21 protein-coding genes and 2 pseudogenes are annotated in these 21614 nt (G+C 39.0%); 8 read left to right on the top strand and 15 right to left on the bottom strand.

What is annotated here, in order from left to right; all coding sequences use genetic code 11:
* Positions 1 to 86 precede the first annotated feature (86 nt).
* Positions 87 to 194, bottom strand: a pseudogene (locus GQR47_RS19070) (carboxymuconolactone decarboxylase family protein); the annotation flags it as partial.
* Between the two features lie 112 nt (positions 195 to 306).
* Between GQR47_RS19070 and GQR47_RS19075 the strand changes: the two are divergent.
* Positions 307 to 894 carry a TetR/AcrR family transcriptional regulator gene (locus GQR47_RS19075; protein ID WP_024595407.1) on the top strand — a complete coding sequence of 196 codons (588 nt, stop codon included), beginning with the start codon at positions 307 to 309 and terminating at the stop codon, positions 892 to 894.
* A 104-nt stretch (positions 895 to 998) separates the two neighbouring features.
* Here GQR47_RS19075 and GQR47_RS19080 read toward each other — a convergent pair whose 3' ends face one another.
* The 5 genes from GQR47_RS19080 to GQR47_RS19100 form a co-directional block, all read right to left on the bottom strand.
* Positions 999 to 3119, bottom strand: coding sequence for a methyl-accepting chemotaxis protein (locus GQR47_RS19080; RefSeq protein ID WP_024595408.1), 2121 nt, complete (start codon positions 3117 to 3119; stop codon positions 999 to 1001).
* Positions 3120 to 3225: 106 nt separating this feature from the next.
* Positions 3226 to 4443, bottom strand: coding sequence for an organoarsenical effux MFS transporter ArsJ (arsJ, locus tag GQR47_RS19085; RefSeq protein ID WP_024595409.1), 1218 nt, complete (start codon positions 4441 to 4443; stop codon positions 3226 to 3228).
* A gap of 24 nt (positions 4444 to 4467) precedes the next feature.
* Positions 4468 to 5478 (bottom strand): ArsJ-associated glyceraldehyde-3-phosphate dehydrogenase, encoded by a 1011-nt coding sequence (locus tag GQR47_RS19090; protein WP_024595410.1) that lies wholly within the window; start codon positions 5476 to 5478, stop codon positions 4468 to 4470.
* A 20-nt stretch (positions 5479 to 5498) separates the two neighbouring features.
* On the bottom strand, positions 5499 to 5855 hold the full coding sequence (locus tag GQR47_RS19095) for a metalloregulator ArsR/SmtB family transcription factor (RefSeq protein WP_024595411.1): 357 nt from the start codon (positions 5853 to 5855) through the stop codon (positions 5499 to 5501).
* 176 nt (positions 5856 to 6031) lie between these two features.
* Positions 6032 to 6460 carry an organic hydroperoxide resistance protein gene (locus GQR47_RS19100; protein WP_024595412.1) on the bottom strand — a complete coding sequence of 143 codons (429 nt, stop codon included), beginning with the start codon at positions 6458 to 6460 and terminating at the stop codon, positions 6032 to 6034.
* 123 nt (positions 6461 to 6583) lie between these two features.
* Between GQR47_RS19100 and GQR47_RS19105 the strand changes: the two genes are divergently transcribed.
* The 3 genes from GQR47_RS19105 (at position 6584) to astB (ending at position 10154) form a co-directional block, all read left to right on the top strand.
* A complete protein-coding gene (locus tag GQR47_RS19105; protein WP_024595413.1) occupies positions 6584 to 7018 on the top strand; it encodes a MarR family transcriptional regulator in 435 nt (144 codons plus the stop codon).
* Positions 7019 to 7063: 45 nt separating this feature from the next.
* Entirely contained in the window at positions 7064 to 8170 is a 1107-nt protein-coding gene (locus tag GQR47_RS19110; protein WP_154902981.1) for an L-dopachrome tautomerase-related protein, read from the top strand.
* Between the two features lie 637 nt (positions 8171 to 8807).
* On the top strand, positions 8808 to 10154 hold the full coding sequence (astB, locus tag GQR47_RS19115) for an N-succinylarginine dihydrolase (protein ID WP_024603627.1): 1347 nt from the start codon (positions 8808 to 8810) through the stop codon (positions 10152 to 10154).
* Between the two features lie 81 nt (positions 10155 to 10235).
* On the opposite strand, the gene GQR47_RS19120 is transcribed toward astB, so the two are convergent.
* A complete protein-coding gene (locus GQR47_RS19120; protein ID WP_007586226.1) occupies positions 10236 to 11090 on the bottom strand; it encodes a mechanosensitive ion channel domain-containing protein in 855 nt (284 codons plus the stop codon).
* Between the two features lie 274 nt (positions 11091 to 11364).
* Here GQR47_RS19120 and GQR47_RS19125 point away from each other — a divergent pair, with 274 nt between their 5' ends.
* The gene (locus GQR47_RS19125) at positions 11365 to 12045 is read left to right on the top strand and encodes an SDR family oxidoreductase (protein WP_024597442.1); all 681 of its coding nucleotides are present in this window, start codon (positions 11365 to 11367) and stop codon (positions 12043 to 12045) included.
* Between the two features lie 48 nt (positions 12046 to 12093).
* The gene (locus GQR47_RS19130) at positions 12094 to 12774 is read left to right on the top strand and encodes an SDR family oxidoreductase (protein WP_024597443.1); all 681 of its coding nucleotides are present in this window, start codon (positions 12094 to 12096) and stop codon (positions 12772 to 12774) included.
* 122 nt (positions 12775 to 12896) lie between these two features.
* Here the strand turns inward: GQR47_RS19130 and GQR47_RS19135 are convergent, their stop codons facing one another.
* The 3 genes from GQR47_RS19135 to GQR47_RS19145 form a co-directional block, all read right to left on the bottom strand.
* A complete protein-coding gene (locus GQR47_RS19135) occupies positions 12897 to 13118 on the bottom strand; it encodes a hypothetical protein (RefSeq protein WP_024597444.1) in 222 nt (73 codons plus the stop codon).
* Positions 13115 to 13636 carry a hypothetical protein gene (locus GQR47_RS19140; RefSeq protein ID WP_024597445.1) on the bottom strand — a complete coding sequence of 174 codons (522 nt, stop codon included), beginning with the start codon at positions 13634 to 13636 and terminating at the stop codon, positions 13115 to 13117. The genes GQR47_RS19135 and GQR47_RS19140 overlap by 4 nt, the downstream gene beginning before the upstream one ends.
* Before the next feature lie 255 nt (positions 13637 to 13891).
* The gene (locus tag GQR47_RS19145) at positions 13892 to 14251 is read right to left on the bottom strand and encodes a hypothetical protein (RefSeq protein ID WP_024597446.1); all 360 of its coding nucleotides are present in this window, start codon (positions 14249 to 14251) and stop codon (positions 13892 to 13894) included.
* A gap of 408 nt (positions 14252 to 14659) precedes the next feature.
* Here GQR47_RS19145 and GQR47_RS19150 point away from each other — a divergent pair, with 408 nt between their 5' ends.
* A complete protein-coding gene (locus tag GQR47_RS19150) occupies positions 14660 to 15973 on the top strand; it encodes a M20/M25/M40 family metallo-hydrolase (protein ID WP_024597447.1) in 1314 nt (437 codons plus the stop codon).
* A 64-nt stretch (positions 15974 to 16037) separates the two neighbouring features.
* On the opposite strand, the gene GQR47_RS19155 is transcribed toward GQR47_RS19150, so the two are convergent.
* From GQR47_RS19155 to GQR47_RS19175, 5 genes are all read right to left on the bottom strand, one after another.
* Positions 16038 to 16835 carry a response regulator gene (locus GQR47_RS19155; protein WP_024597448.1) on the bottom strand — a complete coding sequence of 266 codons (798 nt, stop codon included), beginning with the start codon at positions 16833 to 16835 and terminating at the stop codon, positions 16038 to 16040.
* A 121-nt stretch (positions 16836 to 16956) separates the two neighbouring features.
* The gene (locus tag GQR47_RS19160; protein WP_024597449.1) at positions 16957 to 17673 is read right to left on the bottom strand and encodes a Sir2 family NAD-dependent protein deacetylase; all 717 of its coding nucleotides are present in this window, start codon (positions 17671 to 17673) and stop codon (positions 16957 to 16959) included.
* Positions 17670 to 18686 (bottom strand): kelch repeat-containing protein, encoded by a 1017-nt coding sequence (locus tag GQR47_RS19165; protein WP_154902982.1) that lies wholly within the window; start codon positions 18684 to 18686, stop codon positions 17670 to 17672. Before GQR47_RS19165 ends, GQR47_RS19160 begins: the two co-directional genes overlap by 4 nt.
* Positions 18687 to 18794: 108 nt before the next feature.
* Positions 18795 to 18980 (bottom strand): epimerase, encoded by a 186-nt coding sequence (locus GQR47_RS19170; protein ID WP_024594980.1) that lies wholly within the window; start codon positions 18978 to 18980, stop codon positions 18795 to 18797.
* 149 nt (positions 18981 to 19129) lie between these two features.
* Positions 19130 to 20005: a sensor domain-containing diguanylate cyclase gene (locus GQR47_RS19175; RefSeq protein WP_024603384.1), complete on the bottom strand. Its 876-nt coding sequence runs from the start codon at positions 20003 to 20005 to the stop codon at positions 19130 to 19132.
* Positions 20006 to 20484: 479 nt separating this feature from the next.
* Here GQR47_RS19175 and GQR47_RS19180 point away from each other — a divergent pair.
* A pseudogene (locus GQR47_RS19180) lies at positions 20485 to 21525 on the top strand (TonB-dependent receptor plug domain-containing protein); the annotation flags it as partial.
* Positions 21526 to 21614: the final 89 nt, after the last annotated feature.

Below are 21614 nucleotides of genomic sequence, written 5' to 3' on the forward strand. Positions count from 1 at the left end.
CAAGTTAGATTTTACTGAGGTCTACTGACAGACAAAAAAGTGATCGGCTTGAATGGTATTGAGCGATCGGCATCATGGTATTACGCAACTGCATGTAAGTTAGGAAGCATACCAAATGCTGCTACTGAATCAGCTAGTAACGGTTTTGCTTCTTCTGGTGCGTTTTCTTGAGTGTATAAAGTAAATTCGGCCATGGTTAGCTCCTAATAATTAATAGTTTTAAGTAACTTCGAGACACATAGTATTTGATTTTGAGCGACTGTTCAAGTTAAAATTGAGCAAATGTTCAAATTGATTGAGAATGATATGGCTAATAAGGTTAAATTTGAACGCGAGAATGTAGTTCGCGTTGCTAGTCAGCTATTTTGGCAAAAAGGTTTTCATGCAACCTCAACGCGTGACTTACAAGAAGCCGTTAATATGCGCCCAGGTAGTATTTACTCTGCGTTTGGCTCTAAAGAAGGTCTATATTGCGAATCGCTGAAAGATTACACCGAACAAATGAAAACCCAAATAGAAGGGTTTTTATCAAGTGCCGATACAGTACTTGGTGGATTACGTGCGTTTGTTGAAAACGTGGTAATTAAAACAAAAGATTGCAGTCCAAGCGCTATTTGTATGCTAGTTAAAGCAAACAGCGAGTTTGCAGAAAAAGACTCAAACCTGTATGAGCTAAGCTTAGATTTAACGGCTCAATTTGAAGCCTATTTAACGCAATTATTTACCCAAGCAATAAACAAAGGTGAGTTACGTAACACGTTGACCGCTGTTGAATATGCGCGCTTTTTTCAAGTGCAATTTACAGGTTTACGCGGTTATTTTAATCGTCCTAATGTAGGGCAATTTGCTGAGCCAATGATCAACCAAATGTTTATGTTGATTAAAAAGTTATAAATAGCAGTTATCGAGCATTCTCAACAAGTTACATTTATTCTACTAAATAAAAATGGCCAGTATTAACTGGCCATTTTTTTTGTGCTTAAAGCTTAATTTGTAAGTTACGTTTTAAGCTTGTTAAGTTCATTATCTTGCTGGGCAACAAGTGCATTAAGCGCTTCGCTGCTATCCCCTGCTTGTGTAGATAAGTCAGCAAGTTGCGATGCGGCATCAGATATAAGCGTTAAATTACGGTTTATTTCTTCAGTCACTAAACTTTGCTCTTCAGCAGCGGTGGCAATATGTGTAATTTGGTTGGTTATTTCATCAACTTTAACAACAACACTGTGCAGAGCATCAAAAGCTACTGATGTTTCATCAACGGCATTTTGTGCACGTACTACGCCTTTTTCAATAACGGTAGATGCGTTACCTACTTCAGATAATAAACTATCAATTAGTTGGCTTATGTCATCTGTTGATGAACGCGTTTTAGAAGCAAGTGCACGTACTTCATCGGCAACAACAGCAAAGCCGCGCCCATGTTCACCAGCGCGCGCAGCTTCAATAGCAGCGTTAAGTGCAAGTAAATTTGTTTGTTCTGAAATAGTACGAATTACATCTAATATTTGCGTAATATCTTTACTACGCGAAGCGACTTTTTCAACGGCTTGGTTAGCTTCTTTAATTTCTTCAGACATCGTTTTAACTTGCGTCATCGCTGAAGATAAGCTCGACTCACTGCTCACTACCAAGCTATTTATTTCATCGGCTTGTTGGGCTGATTGCTCTGATGCTCTGGCGACTTCAAGTGCTGTTGCGCTCATTTCGTTCATAGCCGTTACCACACTTTCAATTTCTTGAAATTGAGATTGCACATTGTGCTTTGTATCAATAGCTATGTGTTGTGCTATTTCGCCTTGCTGCTTGGTTTGATCAGACACCGTTTTAAGCTCAGAAATTAAATCACGTAGCTTTGCTAAAAATCGATTAAACCCACCAGCTAATGCAATAAGCTCTGCGTGACTATCAACATGCAATGTATGTGTTAAATCACCTTCAGAACTTGCGAGGTTATCAACCCGCTGTTGAATTTGTTGTAGCGGCGCTATTACACCTGCTATTACTAATTTCATAATAACAAAAGCAACCACAGCAATTACTAAGCCTGTTATTAAAATAATAAATCTGAGTGATGTTGCTGTTTCTTGCATGTTTTTTTCTAGCGCTTCAGGCCCTGCAAGTGCTAGTTCTGTAGGTACTTCTATGATTAATGACCACTGAGTGTTAGCTAGTTTTATATTAATTGGGTAGTTAACTAAATACTCGCTAGGCGTTTTAAAGAGACCATGTTGGCCTTTAAATTTAACCAGCTCACTGTAAGTGTTGCTACTAACCGCTTCTTTAAATGGGCGGCCTAATTTAGATTTATAGTGACTGCTGCCTACAATTAAACCTATATCACTTAAAAGTGTTACTTTTGCTTGGCCGTTGTAAAGCTCGCTCGACAGCTTTTCGGTTAAGCCCTGAAAAGTTGGGAGCGTTAAATCAACGCCAGCTAAACCAATAAACTGACCTGACTTTAAAATAGGCACAGTTAACGAAGTTAGCATTACTGAATCGCCCGATGGGATTTCGTATAAATACGGTTCCATAATACAAGGCTTAAACGTGTCTTTTGCACACAAATACCAATGCGCTTCACGAATACCAAATTCATTTAAAGAGGTAATATATTTATCGGCAGCGTTGGCTACTTTTTGCTGCTCAATAGTGCCGTTTTGGTCGCGAGTAATATACACCTCTAAGGTGCCATTACCATTAACCGAATGTTTGTAACCTTGTTTAAAGCTCGAATCTTGCCCATCAAAAGCATTAGGCTCAAATTGCGAATATATAGAAGAAAGCAAAGTATTTTGCTCTAACATCGAGCGGTTTATACTTACTACCGTATCGCGGCTAAGGGTTTCGCTTTTTGCTGCGTCACCTAATAAAGCCGCTAATGAATAAGGAATGCGGTAAGCTTCATTAATAAAGCCTGCAATTTTTTCTCCGTATCCAGCTGCATGAGCATTAAGCTTTTCTTCTACTTCTACAGTAATGTACTCTTCAGATTTAGTCGCTAACTGCTTATTACTTGATGATAACTGCCACCACAAAATGCCTGATAGCACTAGTACAGTTATAAATATACTACCGACACTAAGCCAGAGTAACTTTTTTGCTAACGATATTTCTCGCATTCATTACACCCTTTAAATTAAAACTACTGATACAGTTTAGTAGATCTAATCAATGAAGCTATGAATATCGTTAAACAAATTGAATTTAATACAATACGTTGGGTTTTTAAAGTTTAGCTAACCGTGCTGTTGTAATTGCGGCTAAAACTAATAAACACACACTTACCCATAAACACGCACTAAGCCCATATACTTGAAAAAACCAACCAGAAAGCACCGTACCAAGCAAACGCCCTATCGCATTGGCCATATAATAAAAGCCAACGTCGAGTGACACTCCATCGTTTTTTGCAAAACTTACTATTAAGTAACTATGCAGCGATGAATTTACAGCAAATACTCCACCAAAAATAAGTAAGCCTATTACAAGCGTAAAATGTACCGCTATATCCAATTGCATCAACAACGCTAAAATGCCAGTTACGCCACTTAATAAAGCAACCCACCAATATGCTTTTTTGACCGAATGTGAAGTTGAATCTCCTTGCCCAGTTATTCGCGGTGCTTGCGATTGCACCAATCCATAAGCAATTACCCACGAAGCCATAAAGCCGCTGACCCACCAGTGATCCCAGTTAAACTGAGCGGCTAAGTAAACCGGCAATGCAACCACAAACCATACATCGCGCGCCGCAAACAAGCATAAACGCGCTGCGCTAAGTAAGTTAATTGCCCGCGATTTAGAAAATAATTCTTTAAACTTAGGTTTGTTTTTAGCTTTACCAATATCGCCTTTTAAAAAAATTAAACTAATAACCCACGCAACACTAAGTAAAATAATTAGACTTATTAATGCCCCCACAAAACCAAATACAGTTAGTAATAAGCCGCCTAAAAAAAAGCCCACCCCTTTTAAAGCATTTTTAGAGCCGGTAAGTATGGCAATCCATTTATATAATTGGCTTTGCCCTGCATCGTCTTGTGGTACTAAATACTTAATGGCGCTCTTTGCACTCATTTTATTTAAGTCTTTTGCTATGCCACTCAGTGCTTGCGCTGCCATAACATAGGCAACGGTTAGCCAATCCCCTGGCACGCAAAGCATGGCTAAAGCGACAAGTTGTAGCCCAAGCCCTACATTCATGGTTTTGTTCAACCCTAAATGCGCGCCAAGCCAACCACCTACTAAATTGGTGATCACACCAAATATTTCATAAAACAAAAACAACATGGCTATTGCAAATGCACCATAACCTAACTGATGAAAATACAGCACCACCAACATGCGTAGCGCACCATCAGTTAAAGTAAATGCCCAATAGTTACTAGTAATTATTAAATATTGTTTTATAGAGCTCGGTAAGTTAGCCAACTGCGCAAACATAGCGTTAAACCTTTTTAAACGAGATTAAACCAAATCACTTTGTGCAACTTTTAGCATTAGCTCAGCAGTACGGTTTGCATAACCCCACTCGTTATCGTACCAAGCGTATAGTTTAAGTTGAGTGTTGTTAATGACCATGGTTGAAAGCGCATCAATAGTGCAGCTGCGCGGATCTGTTTTGTAATCTATAGATACAAGCGGCTTTTCTTCGTAGCCTAAAATACCTTGTAGCTCGTTATTTGCAGCGTCTTTAAACCACGTGTTTACTTCGTCTTGTGTAACACCTCGCTCAAGCTCAAAAACACAATCGGTAATTGATGCGTTAGTAAGAGGTACACGCACGGCATGGCCGTTTAATTTACCTTTAAGCTCAGGAAAAATATGCGTAATAGCCGTTGCACTACCGGTTGTAGTAGGAATTAAACTTGTACCGCACGAACGCGCACGGCGTAAATCTTTATGAGGGGCATCAATAATAGTTTGGGTATTGGTAATGTCGTGAATAGTAGTCATTGAGCCGTGCTTAATGCCCACTTTTTCTTGCAGTACTTTTACAATTGGCGCTAAACAGTTAGTAGTACACGAAGCCGCTGTAACAATTTTATGCTCACTTGGGTTATAAAGATCATCGTTTACACCCATTACTACATTTAAAATACCGTCTTCTTTTACAGGTGCGGTTACCACAACACGCTTAACGCCTTGTGCTAAATATTGATTTAACAGCTCTGTGGTTTTCATTTTACCGCTGGCTTCTATTACTACATCGCAATCAGACCAATCAGTTTCGTTTATGGCTTTGTTGTTGGTAACTGCAATCGTATGCTTACCCACACTAAAGCTATTATCATCACTAGAAACCTGTTGTGCTAAGCGCCCGTGTACTGAGTCAAACTCAATTAAATGTGCGTGTGTTTTAGCATCGCCCGCTACATCATTTACTTTAATAAACTCTATTTCTGGCCAATCAACTGCTGCACGCAGAGTTAAACGTCCCATACGGCCAAAACCGTTAATACCTACTTTAATAGTCATAATTAAATACCTTTAATAAGTTAGTTACAGCAGCTAGTAATACGTTCAGGGCGATTACCCATAACATTTAAGCGCGTTAAATCGTTTTCATAAAATGAAGGGTTAGCAGTAAGCGTTTGCGTTAATACATTTTTAGCCCACTCTGGTAGGGCTTTATTAATACTGTAATAAACCCATTGATTTTGTTTACGGTCGCTCAACAATCCGCATTGTCTTAACTGCGCTAAATGGCGAGACACTTTAGGCTGGCTTAGCTCAAGTGCAGTAACCAGTTCGCATACACATAGCTCTTCTTGATGGCTAATGAGCAGCATTGCTTTTAAACGCGTATCGTCCGCTAGGCATTTATAAAATTGAAGTGGGTTGAATTGTTCCATATTGTCCTCGCAGTTTTATTGCACATACAATAAAACAAAAACAGAATATATGGAATAGTGAATATATGATTTTTTGTATGTTTATTTAACGACTCATTTTTATTAAACTCCACGCACAAAAAAGCCCAGTGGCAAAACCACTGGGCTATTACAGTATTAGTTAACTTAGCAATTAATTAAATAACTGAAAGCTCTACTTCAATATTGCCACGTGTTGCGTTTGAATATGGACATACTTGGTGCGCTTTATCTACAAGCTCCTGCGCTGCAGCTTTATCCATATCACCTAGTGATACAGCAAGTTTTACTGCAATACCAAAACCGCCTTCAATCGCGCCAATAGATACTTGTGAGTCAATATGTGTGTCGCTTGGTAAATCTATTTTTTCGCTACCTGCTACAAATTTTAGTGCGCCAATAAAACACGCGGCATAACCTGCGGCAAATAATTGCTCAGGGTTAGTACCTTGACCGTCGTCTCCGCCTAAACCTTTAGGTGTTGATAAATTTACATCTAAACGACCATCATCAGATTTAGCTACGCCTTCGCGGCCGCCAGTTGCAGTTGCTTTTGCTGTATAAGCTACGTTTTGTAATACATTCATAATGAACTCCAAAGTTTAGTAATTAATTTAGTTTGTATGCAAAATAATAGAACAAGTAATTAGAGATTGCAAATACTTTGCATGCAAATTAAAATGCCATGTATCGAAATAAAGGATAACGTTATGCCGTTTGAGCAATTAAAGTTAAAAAATCAGTTATGTCATCGGTTATATATGGCATCTAACAGCATTGCGCGTGCGTATCGCGAGCCTTTAAACGAGCTAAATTTAACTTATCCGCAATACGTAGTAATGATGGCGCTGTGGGAGCAAGACGAAATAACAATTGCAGAGCTAATAGATAAAACCGCGATAGATGGCGGTGCAATGACCCAAATACTCAAAAAAATGAGCGACAAATCATTACTGGCTGTTATTAAAGATGAGCACGACAAACGCAAACGCCTAGTTCAGCTAACCAAGCATGGCCAATCACTTAAGTTAAAAGCAGCCGATATTCCTAAAAATATTTTATGTAAATTTGATAGTGTAGATGCAACACAAGCGAAACAGTTGATGCAGCTGCTCGATTTAGTAGTAAACGACTTAGCCGATTAGGCTCTTAATTTTTAAACAATAAACGTATTTTAAAAGGTTTTAAAAATGACTCATATTAAAAAACTACTATTAGCAGCGGCGTGTAGCACGGCTCTTTTAGGTAGCAACGCCGTATCTGCTAATACCGATAATCAAAATGCTGATTTAAAAACAGTAGCCACATTTGATGCGCAGCACCCTCCGGGCAACATTGCTATTACCCCATCGGGCAGAAAGTTTTTATCTGTGCATGGCTTTTTTGGCCAAAAGCAAAAAATTATGGAGCTTTTAAGCGATGGTACAACTAAGCCCTATCCTAATGAAGAGTGGGCATACGCGTACAATAACGGTAAAGGTTTTTACGACGTACTTGGCATAAACGTATCAAGCGATGGTGTATTATGGATGCTCGACACTTCAGGGCCCGATCACGCTGGGCGCTTAGTAGGTTGGGATACAAACAAAGAGCAACTACATAAAATCATTTATCTGGCTAAACCAACCATTACCGACACCTCGTTTTTAAACGATTTAGTCATCGATAATAAACATGGCGTTGTATACATTGCCGACACAGCCCAAGGCAGCCAAGCCGCTATTATTACGGTAAACCTTAAAACAGGTGTCGCACGCAGAGTGTTACAAAATAGCCATTACACCACCGCCGAAAATATCGATATGGTTATTGATGGGCGCATAATGAGCCTTGGCGGACAACCAGCCCGCTTAGGTGTTAACCCTATTACGCTTGACCCTAACGAAGACTGGCTTTACTTTGGCTCAATGTCGGGTACGTCGGTTTACCGCATTGCCACCAGCGATATAAATAACGAGAGCCTTTCGGGTAAAGCGCTTGAAGACAAAGTTACGCGTTACGGCACTAAGCCAATTTCAGATGGTATTATTGTTGATGGCGGCGGTAACGTATATGTAACCGACATAACCAATGGCGCAATTGGCGTAGTTAAACCCACTGGCGACTACGAAGTATTATTTAAAGACGAACGTTTGAGCTGGCCTGATGGCTTTAGCTACGGACCCGATCATAAAATATACTTTACCGTTGACGACTTACATAATTCGCCTGTACTTAATAATGGCAAAAATCAAAGCCACGGTAAGTTTAAAGTAATGTCGTTCGAGCCTTTAGTAAAAGGAAAAGTAGGCCGCTAATTTGCTTTTTGAGTGACTGTATTTTTTAAAAAGCCTTGCACATTTAAGTGACCTAATAGTTGCAGGGCTTTTTGTTAAAAACACACCACACTGGTGCATATTTTAAAAATACTTCACCGCTTTGGTGCTAATCCTTTAGTACGTATTTACACTTAAATACTAAATACCTGATTTATATTCATAAAATATTCAAGTTAATGTTGGCATACTTCTTCCAATAAACTGATGTGTTCAGTGAAAATACCAAGGAAAAACCATGTTCAACTTATACCATACCCTTTACCTTTTATGGCGTTTAGATATTAGCGTTTGGCAAGTTAATGATCCAACAAATACCCATACCACCGCTGACAAAGAGCGCGTTTATGTTAAGTAACATCGTATTGTGTAAAGGCTTGGCATAAAGCTTAAATGTAAAAACCTACTTTAGGCTAAGCTTTTGCACACTATGAAATTTATGTGTACATTTTAATTAAACTTCAAATTAATCGTTCAATATAAAAACAACCCCCTTGTAATAAACTCCACATTTAAAAACATCGAAAAAATTAGTAAAAACACTGCGTTTATAACTTTGCAAGCAGCCCTATTGCGTTGTATTGTTGCATCCTATTGAAAATTTTTAGTTGGAACGTGTATGCACGCTTTGGAAGTTAATTTTGATGGCTTAGTTGGTCCTACTCACAACTACGCTGGTTTATCGTATGGTAATGTTGCCTCGTTAAATAACGCAGCAAGCTTTTCAAATCCTCAAGAGGCTGTGCTTCAAGGCCTTGAAAAGATGAAAGCCATGCACGACAAAGGCCTAACTCAAGGTGTATTTGCCCCTCATGCGCGCCCCGACTTAAACGTACTGCGCCGCTTAGGCTTTACCGGTAATGATGCACAAGTAATTCACAAAGCATTTAAAGCAGATCCTATTTTATTACGCGCGTGTTATTCAGCGTCAGCAATGTGGACAGCCAATGCCGCTACGGTATCGCCATCTCCTGATACAACCGACGGCAAAGTACATTTTACTTCAGCTAATTTAAATAATAAGTTTCATCGTTCATTAGAGCCTGCAACCACTACGCGCTTATTAAAAGCGATGTTTAATAACGACAAATACTTTGCGCACCATACCCATTTACCAGACCAAGGCTTTTTTGGCGACGAAGGTGCAGCAAACCATACTCGTTTTTGTGACAGCCACGGCGAGCAAGGCCTTGAAATGTTTGTATTTGGTGCCAGCGCGTTTAACAGCCAATTACCAAAACCAGCTAAATTTCCTGCAAGGCAAACACTCGAAGCCTCAGAAGCAATTTGCCGTTTACATAACTTAAAAGATTCAAGCCAAATTTTACTACAGCAAAATCCAGACGTAATAGATCAAGGCGTGTTTCATAACGATGTAATTGCAGTAGGTAACGCCAACGTATTACTGTGCCACCAGCAAGCATTTTTAAACCAAGCACTGGCACTGCAAGATATTCGCGAAGCGTATGTAGGCAATAAAGAATTTTACATTATTGAAGTACCTACCGACAAAGTAAGTATTTCCGATGCTGTAAGTAGTTACTTATTTAATAGCCAGTTAGTGAGCCTTGAAGATGGTTCAATGCTGTTAGTGGCACCACAAGAGTGTAAACGCAACAGCGCGGTTAACGCCTACATTGAAGAAATGATTATGGCTGATAACCCAGTAAACCAAGTGCAGTTTTTTGATTTACGCCAAAGTATGCAAAATGGTGGCGGCCCAGCTTGCTTGCGTTTACGTGTAGCCCTTAACGAGCAAGAACTTGCTGCAGTAAACCCTGAGGTTATTTTAACTGATACTAAATACACACAACTGTGTGACTGGGCAAAACGTAACTACCGCGACAAATTAGGCGCAAGTGACTTTGCAGATTTAGCCCTACTCACCGAAAGCTACCAAGCACTTGATGAGCTTACACAACTACTTAATTTAGGCTCAGTGTACGACTTTCAATTAGAAGGTTAATACCTCAGCCTACACAAAGGCTAATACAAAAATAGCGAGCCAAGGCTCGCTATTTTTATTTATGTTTATGTTAATACATACTTAAGCATCTTTGTTAACAGTTATGGCCGATGCCATAGACTCAGATATATGCAGCGTACGCTGCGGAAACGGAATACTCAGCCCTGCGCCTTCAATAGCTTCTTTAACACGTTTATTTAAATCCCACACAGTTTGCCAATAATCACCATTAACAGCCCACGCACGTAATTGAATGTTTACTGCGCTTTCGCCTATTGATGTCACCATTACTTTAGGTGCAGGCTCTGCGAGTAATCGGCTCTCTGATGCAGCTAATTCTTTGAGTACATTTAAGCCAACATCAATAGAGTCGGCATACGAAATACCCACCACTATGTCCATTCGTCTTTTGCCATTACGGGTAAAGTTTTTAATATTACCACCCCACACTTTGCCGTTAGGTGATGCTATATAAAGACCGTCGGTGGTTTTAAAAATAGTGGTAAATAGGTTTATTTCACTCACAGTACCAAGTGTGCCACTGGCATCAACAAAGTCGCCTATTTTAAAAGGTCTGAGTATTAGCAGCATAATACCCGCAGCAATATTGCTCAGCGTATTTTTAAGGGCTAAACCAATCGCTAAACCCGCAGCGCCCATTAGCGCAATTAAGCTTGCCGTATTAACGCCAAAAATATCTAAAATAAATAGCCCGCCAATTATATAAACTAAATAACCAGCAATACTCGATAAAAGCGGGAGTAGCGTACTATCTACTCTTTTTAATGGCGATTTAGAGTTTTTAATCGCTTTTTTAACCGAGCGTGCAATTAAGGCACTCGCAACTAAAATCACCAACGCTAAAATCACTTTGTACCCTAAAGTGATGATTGTTTCTGAATGGCTTTGCCAAAACGCTAAAAGTTTATCTTTCATGTTTGTTCCGATAAATATTGCTGACACTCAGCAAAATAATGGTTAAATCTAATAAAACCGACTTCAAAAGAAGTGGCGCGAGTATATAGAATAAAAAATTTAAACCTATCTTTTTTAATCACTTATTTCAACTTTAAAAATACCGTTAAAACTATGGTTTTTGATACGTAGAGCCCACCTATTTACGGCTAATTTATAGCGCCTATTCAATATAGGTTAATCGTTTATTGGTATGGTTATTTTAAGCTTACAATGTTCACAAAAGAGGTTATCTATGGGAAAAGAGAAAATAGTACTCATAACCGGCGCTTCAAGTGGTATTGGCGAAGCAACCGCAAAAATGCTGGTTAACAATGGTCATAAAGTAATACTTACCGCTAGACGCGAAGATAAATTAACTGAATTAGTAGAGTCATTGGGCTCAGATAACGCCATTAGCGTAGCCGCAGATGCAACCGACTTTACCGCGCTTGAAAACGTAGTTGCTAAAGGCATTGAAAAATTTGGTCGTTTAGATGTTGCCTTTGCTAATGCAGGTAAAGGGCTAGACACTTTAGGGGTTGAAGAAGGCGACCCCAATGAGTGGTCAACCATGATCGACATAAACATTAAAGCCCTACTGTGGACTGCAAAACTAACAATGCCGCATTTACGCCAAAGCAAAGGACACTTTATTATTACTAGCTCAGCAACTGGTCGCAGAGCTGTTAAAGGCTCTATATACGGTGCAAGCAAATGGTTTACTTATGGTTTTTCTCAAAACCTAGCACAAGAAATTAGTGAATGGGATGGGCGTTGTACAACCATCACCCCTGGCGCTGTAAATACCCCTTTTACTGATGAAGCAAGACCTGACAAGTTATACCCGCAAGATGTTGCCGATGCTGTGCTATTTGCCATTGAGGCAAATCAGCGTAATAACATCAGAGAAATACATTTAAGACCCACTCATTAGTAAAACTATTCTCATAATTTTGAATATGTAAACATAGGAGAAATAATCATGGCGAAAGAAAAAATAGTCCTCATTACAGGTGCTTCAAGCGGTATTGGCGAAGCAACCGCAAAAACGCTGGTTAACAATGGCCACAAAGTCATTTTAACCGCCAGAAGCGAAGACAAATTAACTAAATTAGTTGAATCATTAGGCTCAAATAACGCACTTAGCGTAGCTGCAGATGCCACAGACTTTACCGCACTTGAAAACGTAGTAACAAAAGGCATTGAAAAGTTTGGCCGATTGGATGTAGCCTTTGCTAACGCAGGCATGGGTGTTTCAACCGCTGGCACCGAAAAAGGTGACCCAGATGAGTGGTCAACCATGATCGACATAAACATTAAAGCGCTGCTATGGACTGCAAAACTAACACTGCCGCATTTACGCCAAAATAAAGGTCACTTTATATTAACCAGCTCTGCCGCTGGCCGTAAGCCAATTGGTGGCTCTATTTACGGTGCAACTAAATGGTTTGCTTATGGCTTTGGACAAAACTTAGCTGAGGAAATGAGCGAATGGAATGGCCGCTGCACAACCATAGCACCAGGCATGGTAAACACCCCATTTTTTGATGAAGCTAAACCCGACAAACTCGACCCACAAGATGTAGCCGACGCCGTACTCTTTGCCATTGAAGCAAACCAGCGCAACAGCGTACGTGAGATTTATTTAATGCCGACTAATTAACGTTGATTGGTTGAGTTTGAGCTGTCAGGTTTAATGCTAATGGTATTAAACCTGATGGTTGTTAATTCTAAATACCGGCTAGATAGAATGAAGGGAAAATATTCAGCATTAATAAAAGCTTGTTATATATACAGTAACTCTAAACCTCCATCACTAGGTTCAAATACTTCAAGCCAAATGGTAACACCATTTTCATCGCTACATTCAATATCAAAGGCTCCATCATAAACTTCAACTATTGTTCCAATATCACCGACCTGAGGAACTCTAGAGCCAAAGCTTTTTTCTGAATGGATAAATTTTTTATTAAGAGATATCACTTTTACGACAGAGTATTGCTTCATTTGATTTTATGGCACGCATGAGTGTTTTGGTTACAGGTTTGATAAACATAAATAGAACTAAAAATATTCTGGGTCTTTAACTCAGCTTTAAATTCATCAGAAAAATTACTTTCAACCTGAAGTATGTCAAAGAATGGCCCATATAACCCAACAAGTAATATCCCTGGTTTATTTAATGTAGCAATGCTTTGCATTGTTTTCTTCTGTAACTTAGCTTTAATTGCTGACTCAACTCTTCCATTAGTAATTGAATCAAAATCTCCAACTAAATCGCCTTTTGACGATATGTGAACTTTATCATCTGCGGCATGAGAAGTTATGCTGATTGCAGTCTCTTGGCTAAAATGTGCATCTGTTATTTCTATCCAAGTATCTACGCCATCAATCTTTACAATTGCATCAGGCGGATCTGGTCTGTTAATTAATTCAAGTACTTTACCTTGTGATGAAAGGAGATTCTTATATGAATCTAGAACAGCAATTTCATGTGTGGGATTTAAATCTCTGTGTGAAGTCATCTTGAACCTATAACTAGACTGTAGAATAACTCCAACAGCCAAATTCAATTAAAAAACTAGCTCCTGCAATTAACTATAAGCGTTTTTAAAGCATTAGGTAATACATTTGGAGCCCATAAACGAGGCTGTTTTTCTTGAAAAATAGTAATTCTACAGCCTCAACGCCTGAATAATGTGTGAGCTAGTTTGGCCGTTTTATTGCGTCGTTTGCAACTAAAAATGACAAACTAAAGTGAATCACTATTCATTCTCTTGTTATGTGTAAATTTTTAACTGAACTTTGCCGTTTATAATTTCTAAGTTACCAAACTCACCTACAACCTTAAAGCCCTGATTTGTTTCAATTAACGAGTCTATATTGCCATAATCAAATGAACCATCTATATCATTGTTTGGTTTAACACTACTTTGTTCAACAAGCCCTGAATATGAAGTAAAACCCGTAAATTGAATTTCACATTTACGGTAGCAAGTATATTCATCAGGTTTTGGATTTAGATAATGAGGTGAATCAGGCCAAATGCTAGCCTCAATTTTGAATGTGATTTCAGTTGTATTTGAACTCCAACCGAGAACAAACGAATCATTGAAATCTATACCTTTGAAAATATCCATATACTTGATGATATCCGTTTACACCTGACAATTTAGTCTACGACATTTGTCGTTTTACAAACCGACAAATGTCTTTATATTACAATGATTTTATCCTAGCTATAAAATAAACAACTGTAAACAGTTAGTTAGCTTCGCCTTACCTTTTCTAAATGCAGCAAAACCCCAAAATGGTGGAGATCAGTAATACCAGACAAATCGTTGTTTATTTATACAGCTTGGTTGTTAGTTAAAAGGTTATATTTTAAATATCTGTGTTTAAACCAACAACGCGTACACCCCAAAACTCTTAAACTTGTAACTCGTTATTGCTTATAAAATTAGTTAAAAATCACAATCACCTTCTATTGAATCCTGTGTATTTTTACTTCATATTAAATACTCTTATTTCTCACTTATTATGCTGTTATGTCATTTTTAAAATTTAGCCATGCACTTATCCTCACACTTGCTAGTACCTTACCGCTTACAAGCCATGCGGCGCTTGATAAAAACGAGCGTGAAATAGTAAAACAGGTCGATAAAAACATTCCCCAAGCACTTAAAGAAATAGAGCAAGCCGTAAATATTAATAGCGGTTCGCTTAATATTGAAGGTGTAAAAAAAGTAGGTGCGCTGACAAGCGAGCAGCTTAAAGCCATAGGTTTTAAAGTAGAATGGCTGGATGGCAGTGCGTTTAACCGCGCAGGTCATGTATTAGCAGCCCATGAGAGTAAAAACCCCGATGCAATAAAAATACTGATGATCGGCCATCTAGATACGGTATTTGCCAAAAACGATAACTTTACTACCTACAAACAACTTGATGCCGATACAGCCAGTGGCCCAGGCGTTGCCGATATGAAAGGCGGTAACACGATAATAATTACCGCACTTAAAAGCTTACAAGCCCTTAATTTACTCGAAAATGTAAGCATAAAAGTATTGCTGACTGGCGATGAAGAAAGCAGCGGTCGCCCACTTAGCTTATCTAAACAAGCTATTGTTGATGCAGCAATTTGGGCTGACGTAGCGCTTGGCTATGAAAATGGCGATAACAATATAAAAACAGCTATGGCGGCGCGCCGTGGTTATACCGGCTGGACGCTAAATGTAACGGCAAATGCAGCGCATTCGTCGCAAATATTTAGCGACAGCGTTGGTTATGGCGCTATTTACGAAGCATCACGCATTTTAAATGATTTTAGAGAGCAACTTGCCACGCAACCTAATTTAACATTTAACCCAGGGCTTATTGTGGGCGGTACCAATGCCGACTACGACAGTGCTAACTCGTCAGCAACGGCGTTTGGTAAAAGCAATGTAATTGCACAAACCGTGCATGTTGCAGGTGATTTACGCGCACTTTCGCCAAAGCAGGTAGAAAGCGCTAAAAGGGTTATGCTACAAATTGTGGCTAAAAACTTAGATGGCAGTAGAGCAGAGCTTATTTTTGAAGACGGTTACCCGCCAATGGCATTAACTGATGGCAATAAAAAGCTATTAGAATTATACAGCGACGCAAGCCACGACTTAGGCTTCAACAAAGTAGTAGCCGCCAATCCACGCAATGCAGGTGCGGCTGATATTTCGTTTGCGGCAAATCATGTTGATATGGCACTTGATGGTTTAGGTTTGATGGGCAGCGGCGCGCATACTAAAAACGAAACAGCCGATTTAACCAGCCTTGATAAAAACATTAAAAAAACTGCATTACTCATTTATAGATTAGGAAAACTGTAATAGTAAATGTATTTTAAAGATGAGCGTAGGCCAAATAATAACCGTCCTACGCTTGTACTAACTTTTAAGACATTATTTTAAACAATAATTCTCGCACTGTGGCCGGTTCAAACGGTTTATCACAAATAGCATCAACTCCCGCTTGAGCAATGTTAGCTAGGTGAGTGTCGTTTGCCTCTGAGCTCACCATTAAAATAGGAATATGTGAGTAGCTATTTGAGCTTCTAACGGCTTCTGTTAGTTCCCGTCCGTCCATTTCTGGCATGTTGTAGTCGGTTACTATTAAGTCAAACGGTTGGTTGTTTAAGTGCTCAATAGCTTCTTTACCGTTTTCAGCTTCTATTGGTGCAGGTATTCCCATACCCGCAAGTACGCGTATTATGTGTTTACGCGCAAAGCGGCTGTCGTCTACCACTAAAACTCGCAGCAGCGTTACGTCAAAATGATCAAGTTCTACTTCTTCTTCGCTTATGATATCGAGGGTTGCTTTGAGTGCGCGGGTAATGGCTTTTGCGCTAAAAGGCTTAGGCAAAATAGCCAGCACACCCGATTGGCGTAATTGCTCAAGGTATTTTTTATTACGCTCGCTCGATATAAGCATAAAAGGTTGATGCTCGGTGATAAGGTTTGATCTTATTTCTTGCAATAGTGAATCGGCTGTCCCGTCAGATAAATACATAGAGCTTATAACTAGATCAGGGTGATAACTTGCTAATAAGCTAAGCGCTTGTGTTTGTGTAGATGCAGTTTCAACTTGTTTTACACCACTTTCTAAAAGCGATTTTATTATTATTTTTTGCTGAACCTCCGAAGGCTCTACAAGTAAAATGGACAAGTTTGCTATTGCAGTTAAGTCGCTCATTCAGATCTCTTTAGTATTGTTATAATCAGGATAATAATAACATTTTTGACTCGTTAATATTATATAAAGAGATTGTAATATTTAAGAAAACATTACCAACCCCTTTAAAATATAGCACTTATTAATTAGATTGAATGTAATCTAATGCATTCATTTTTTTATATGTGACGTTAGCGTGCAAAATATGTGCAGGTTCAGGGTCAACCACTTCAACAGGAATGTCGTAATTTCGGGCTATTTCAATTGCCATTTGCGTAATATTGACGCTAAACGAGGTGCCCATAAATACAATTTTATCGGCGTTGAGCATACGCTGTTGTGCTTGTGTTATTCTGTAAAGCTCGGTGTAGTATTCGTCAAATAATAAAACAAAGGGCTTAAATGAATGGTTTAGCTCAGGCGTTTGGTTTTGAATATTAAATAGCTCAAAAAGAGACTCTTGCAGGCGGCTTTCGTCTACACTATCCCACGGGGTGGCAAGTGGCGTGACAGGCTCACCTTGCTCATGAAATAAGGTCATTTGATCAAGCCTGCCGTGTATCGCTATGTAATTTTTGTTACCCGCTTTGCCATCAAGCCCATCTATGTTTTGAGTAATTAGGTTTTTGTCACTTAGCCAATGGTGTACGTCGTTTGGGCCATGGTTGCGATACGTTGCAAAGCGATGGTAATACCATGCTAAAAACTCTTTTGGGGCGTTTTGGTACATTGCGCGCGTTGCCATTTCCATAGGCGTATAATTTTTACTGCCAATGGTCCAATAACCATCCTCCCCTCTAAAGGTGGGAATACCACTGGCTGCGCTGACTCCCGCTCCTGTAATGTAAAGAGTGTTCACTTTTCAACCTCGTAACCGAGCACGTTAGCGCTTACTTGCTGATTATTATCAATGCCGCCAATTCGATATAAAACCCCACTGTGCTCAAGTAAGCCACGATGATCCATGCTCTTTACTTCAACTGGGGATAAAATCTGCCATTCGTTTTTTTTGATACTAAAGCGCCAAACATGGTCACTTGCTGGTGCAGGTTTGCCGTCGTAACCTATTGCGCTGTAGTTATATGGGTTATTAGAGCCTGCCATCATATAAATATTGCCATTATAGCTGGTGGCTGCCATTCGGTAGTGAGCAGTGCCTGTTGGATGTGGCAAGGTACGCCAATCTATTTTTTGTGGGTTAGTTGAATCTATTGTGCCTTTTAAGCACTGTGCTACACCTGCAAACGAGCGACGCGAATCAGGATTAGCTTGTGTTTTAACGCCATCACAAATAACAATGGTGTTACCACTAATAGCAGCGGCTTGGCCAAATACAGGCTCACCTAAAAATGGCGAGGCTTGTTGCCATGTATTATTTTGCGTGTCGTATACTTGTACTAAGTTTACGTTGCCGTCGTTATGCCAACCGCTAATTAGATAAATGTAACGCGCTTTGTAGCTCAGCGCTACGCTATCGTCTACGGGTACTGGCATGCTCGCAAGATGAGTGTAGGTATCTTTTATTACGTCGTACCTATATACGTCGGGGCTTGAAACTTCAGTATGATCCTCTGCTACCGTATAGCCGCCAAACACATAAGCGTACTCGCCTAAGCCGACTGCGGTGCTTGCTAAGCGCCCTTTTAATGGCAAGCTTGAAGGCACACCAGTTTTAGATTGCCACTGTGAATCGCCAACTTTAAGCGTCCACACTTTGTTATGCACTGACGAGTATTGTTTATCGCGCCCCAGCCCCATAAAGCTTAAAAAGTAGGGCTGGTTTTTTACAATAACTTTAGCCACAGCATTATTTGCAACAGGCTCAGGTAAAGCGGGAAGGCTTGCTAACGCAAGAGAAAAAAGAAGGCTCATAAGGCAAATAATTTAATAAGAATTAATACGCTCAGATTAAATTATTTTAGCCTTGTGAGCCAGTATTGTTATATCAAAATAATCAAACGCTTTTGATTAGTAACCATATTAGTAGGCAATACTAATATGCTGATTTACGTGTGCTGCATTTTGCGCTACATCAACCATTGCTGTTGCGTAATCAGTGACCGAAACTTTGCTTTCGCCTGCATCATTAGTAAAAAATGTATTACTGCCTATACGGTAATTGCCTTCATTATCACCCAGACATAACTTGTGCAGTTTATTTATCAAGGAACTACCTACAAACTGCTGTAAGAGCATTTATAGATTTTTAACGCAGCGCTGGAAAACCGCTATTAAAAATGTGGCGGTAAGTAATGTATTGTAGTTAAGGGCGTTGTGAAGATGAGCTGTCTAAGGTGGTAGTTCAGCATAATTTTTTAAGGTAAATAGGTTACGTTATCTAAGCCTTGTTGTTTATTTTTGTACATAGCTTGATCAGCATATTTTATAAGTTCATGATCTGTTTGTCCGTGCTCTGGGTAGTTTGCAATGCCAATACTGGGGGAAATATTTAGTAGTACGTCATCTAACTTAAAGACAGCTTTAAACTCAGTGAGGACTTTATTTTTTATTCTGACGGTTTCGTGGCTAGAACTTAAATTATCTAAAATAATTAAAAATTCGTCTCCACCTAAACGCCCTACTGTGTCGTAATGCCTAACCGACGCTGAAAGCCTTTTTGCTATAGCACATAAAAGCTTATCGCCAGTTTCGTGTCCGTGGGTGTCGTTTACTGCTTTAAAGCCATTTATGTCTATAAACAGTAAAGAAAAAAATGTGTTGTTTGTAGTTGCACTAATAATTACTTTTTCTAATCGCTCCATTAATAAAGAGCGATTAGGCAAACCAGTTAACACATCGTGCCGAGCCATGTACTGGAGCTGCTCTTCCATTACTTTTCGCTCAGTTATATCGTGCGCTACTGCAATTCTTACTTGATGTTGCTCTGACCAACGAACAGACCATAATATATGGACTATTTGACCATCTTTTCTCATCCAGCGGTTTTCAAAGCGAGGGTTTACCGTTTCGCCAGACAATAGCGAAGTTACGGCGTTATGCGTTTTGTAATGATCACCTTCGTAAACATAGTTAATCATCTTTTTGCCTACAACTTCGTCGGCCGTATAACCAAAAATTTGCTCAAATGCTGCGCTTACAAAAACAAATGTGCCTTGTTTATCTACCACACAAACGGCATCAAGCATTAAATCGAGTACTTCTTCTACATTAATTAATTCATTTTTTATCATACTTTGGTGCCTTTAAAGCAAAACCAAGCAAATTTAAGTATTCTATATAGCTTTAACAAAAGCAAAGATAATTAAACCACAATCGCAGATAACACAGGGCTAGGTATAAATTGTGCCCATATAATTAATATTGCTTTGAGAAGCATGACACGAAAAAGTTAAGATTAAATATTTAATAACCATAAATACTTTGAAGTTATTCTGAAATAGACTAAATTTTAAGTCGTATATAAACATATAACTATCAGCTATTTACATTTTACTGACTCTTTAATAAATATACTTATAAAGTTCATTTAACTATATTTTTACAGTTCAATTGGGCGAAATTAGACCTTTCAACTACTACAAAATTAGTTACCTTGATTTAATCTCATTTATGCTTTTACACTGTTAATGTATGTTAATATTGTGTGATATCACATGTATTACAAAAACAAAGACTGTTTTTGATTTTTGATTGCGCAGGAGACTTTTGGGTGAAAATATCACAACGTTTGTTTTGGCCATTACTTTTTGTTTGCCCTCTCTTAACGGCCGAGCCGTTTGAAGATGAAGACCTCGATCTTGATGCTTTAATGGGCATGGATGTACAAGCAACTTCTGCGATGAAAAGAGCGCAATCAGCATTTGATACCGCTTCATCTATTTATGTATTAAGTAAAGAACAAATTACTAACTCTGGTGCTACATCAGTACCTGAAGCACTGAAAATGGTGCCTGGTTTAATTGTACGTCAGCTCGATAACAATCAATGGGCTATTTCATCAAGAGGTATTGCCTCTCGATTTTCTAGCAAACTATTGGTTATGATTGACGGACAAAGCTTATATACCCCAAAATTTGCTGCAGTTTATTGGGAAACACTCAACGTTCCTTTGTATGACATTGAACGCATTGAAGTAATACGCGGACAAGGCGGATTACTTTGGGGTAGTAACGCAAATAATGGCGTGATTAATATCATTACTAAAAACAGTATTGATACTCGCGGTGGATACGCAAACGTAACAACTGGTAATCAAATAAATGTTGATGCAAATCTTCGTTACGGTGGTGATATAAGTAACATAGGCAGCTACCGTGTGTATGGTCATGTAAAAGATGCGAATGAATCAAAAAAAGGGATCTTACTCGCACCTAACGATACAACTAAACAAAATTCTTTAGGTTTTCGGGCTGACTTTACCCCTAATGATGAGTGGTCTGCGCTACTACAGGGGGACGTTACTCACTCAACACTTGGTCAAAACTACCGAGGTGTTATAGATGAAACCAACGAAAACATTTCATTCTCAGATGATTTAAAGCGAACAGACTCACGCATAATGGCACGCCTTGAAAACAGAGTGTCGCCCGATGCCAATCAAATGCTACAAATTTCTTGGCTGAAACAAAATGGTTCCCAAGATTATATTAAAGAAGATTTTGAATCGATAGATATTGATTATCAAATGAACTTCATATACCAATCTCTACAGCTAGATTGGGGATTAAACTACCGGTATAACTCTATCTCTTTGTAAGCGTCTAGCGAACCACACCTAGCATCGATGTTCTGATTATCTAAAAATACCTGCTCAATGATAAATTCGGAGCAGGTGATGAA

Origin of the sequence: Pseudoalteromonas sp. Z1A2 (assembly GCF_011378755.1) — a bacterium.
GTDB classification, from domain to species: Bacteria; Pseudomonadota; Gammaproteobacteria; order Enterobacterales; family Alteromonadaceae; genus Pseudoalteromonas; species Pseudoalteromonas distincta.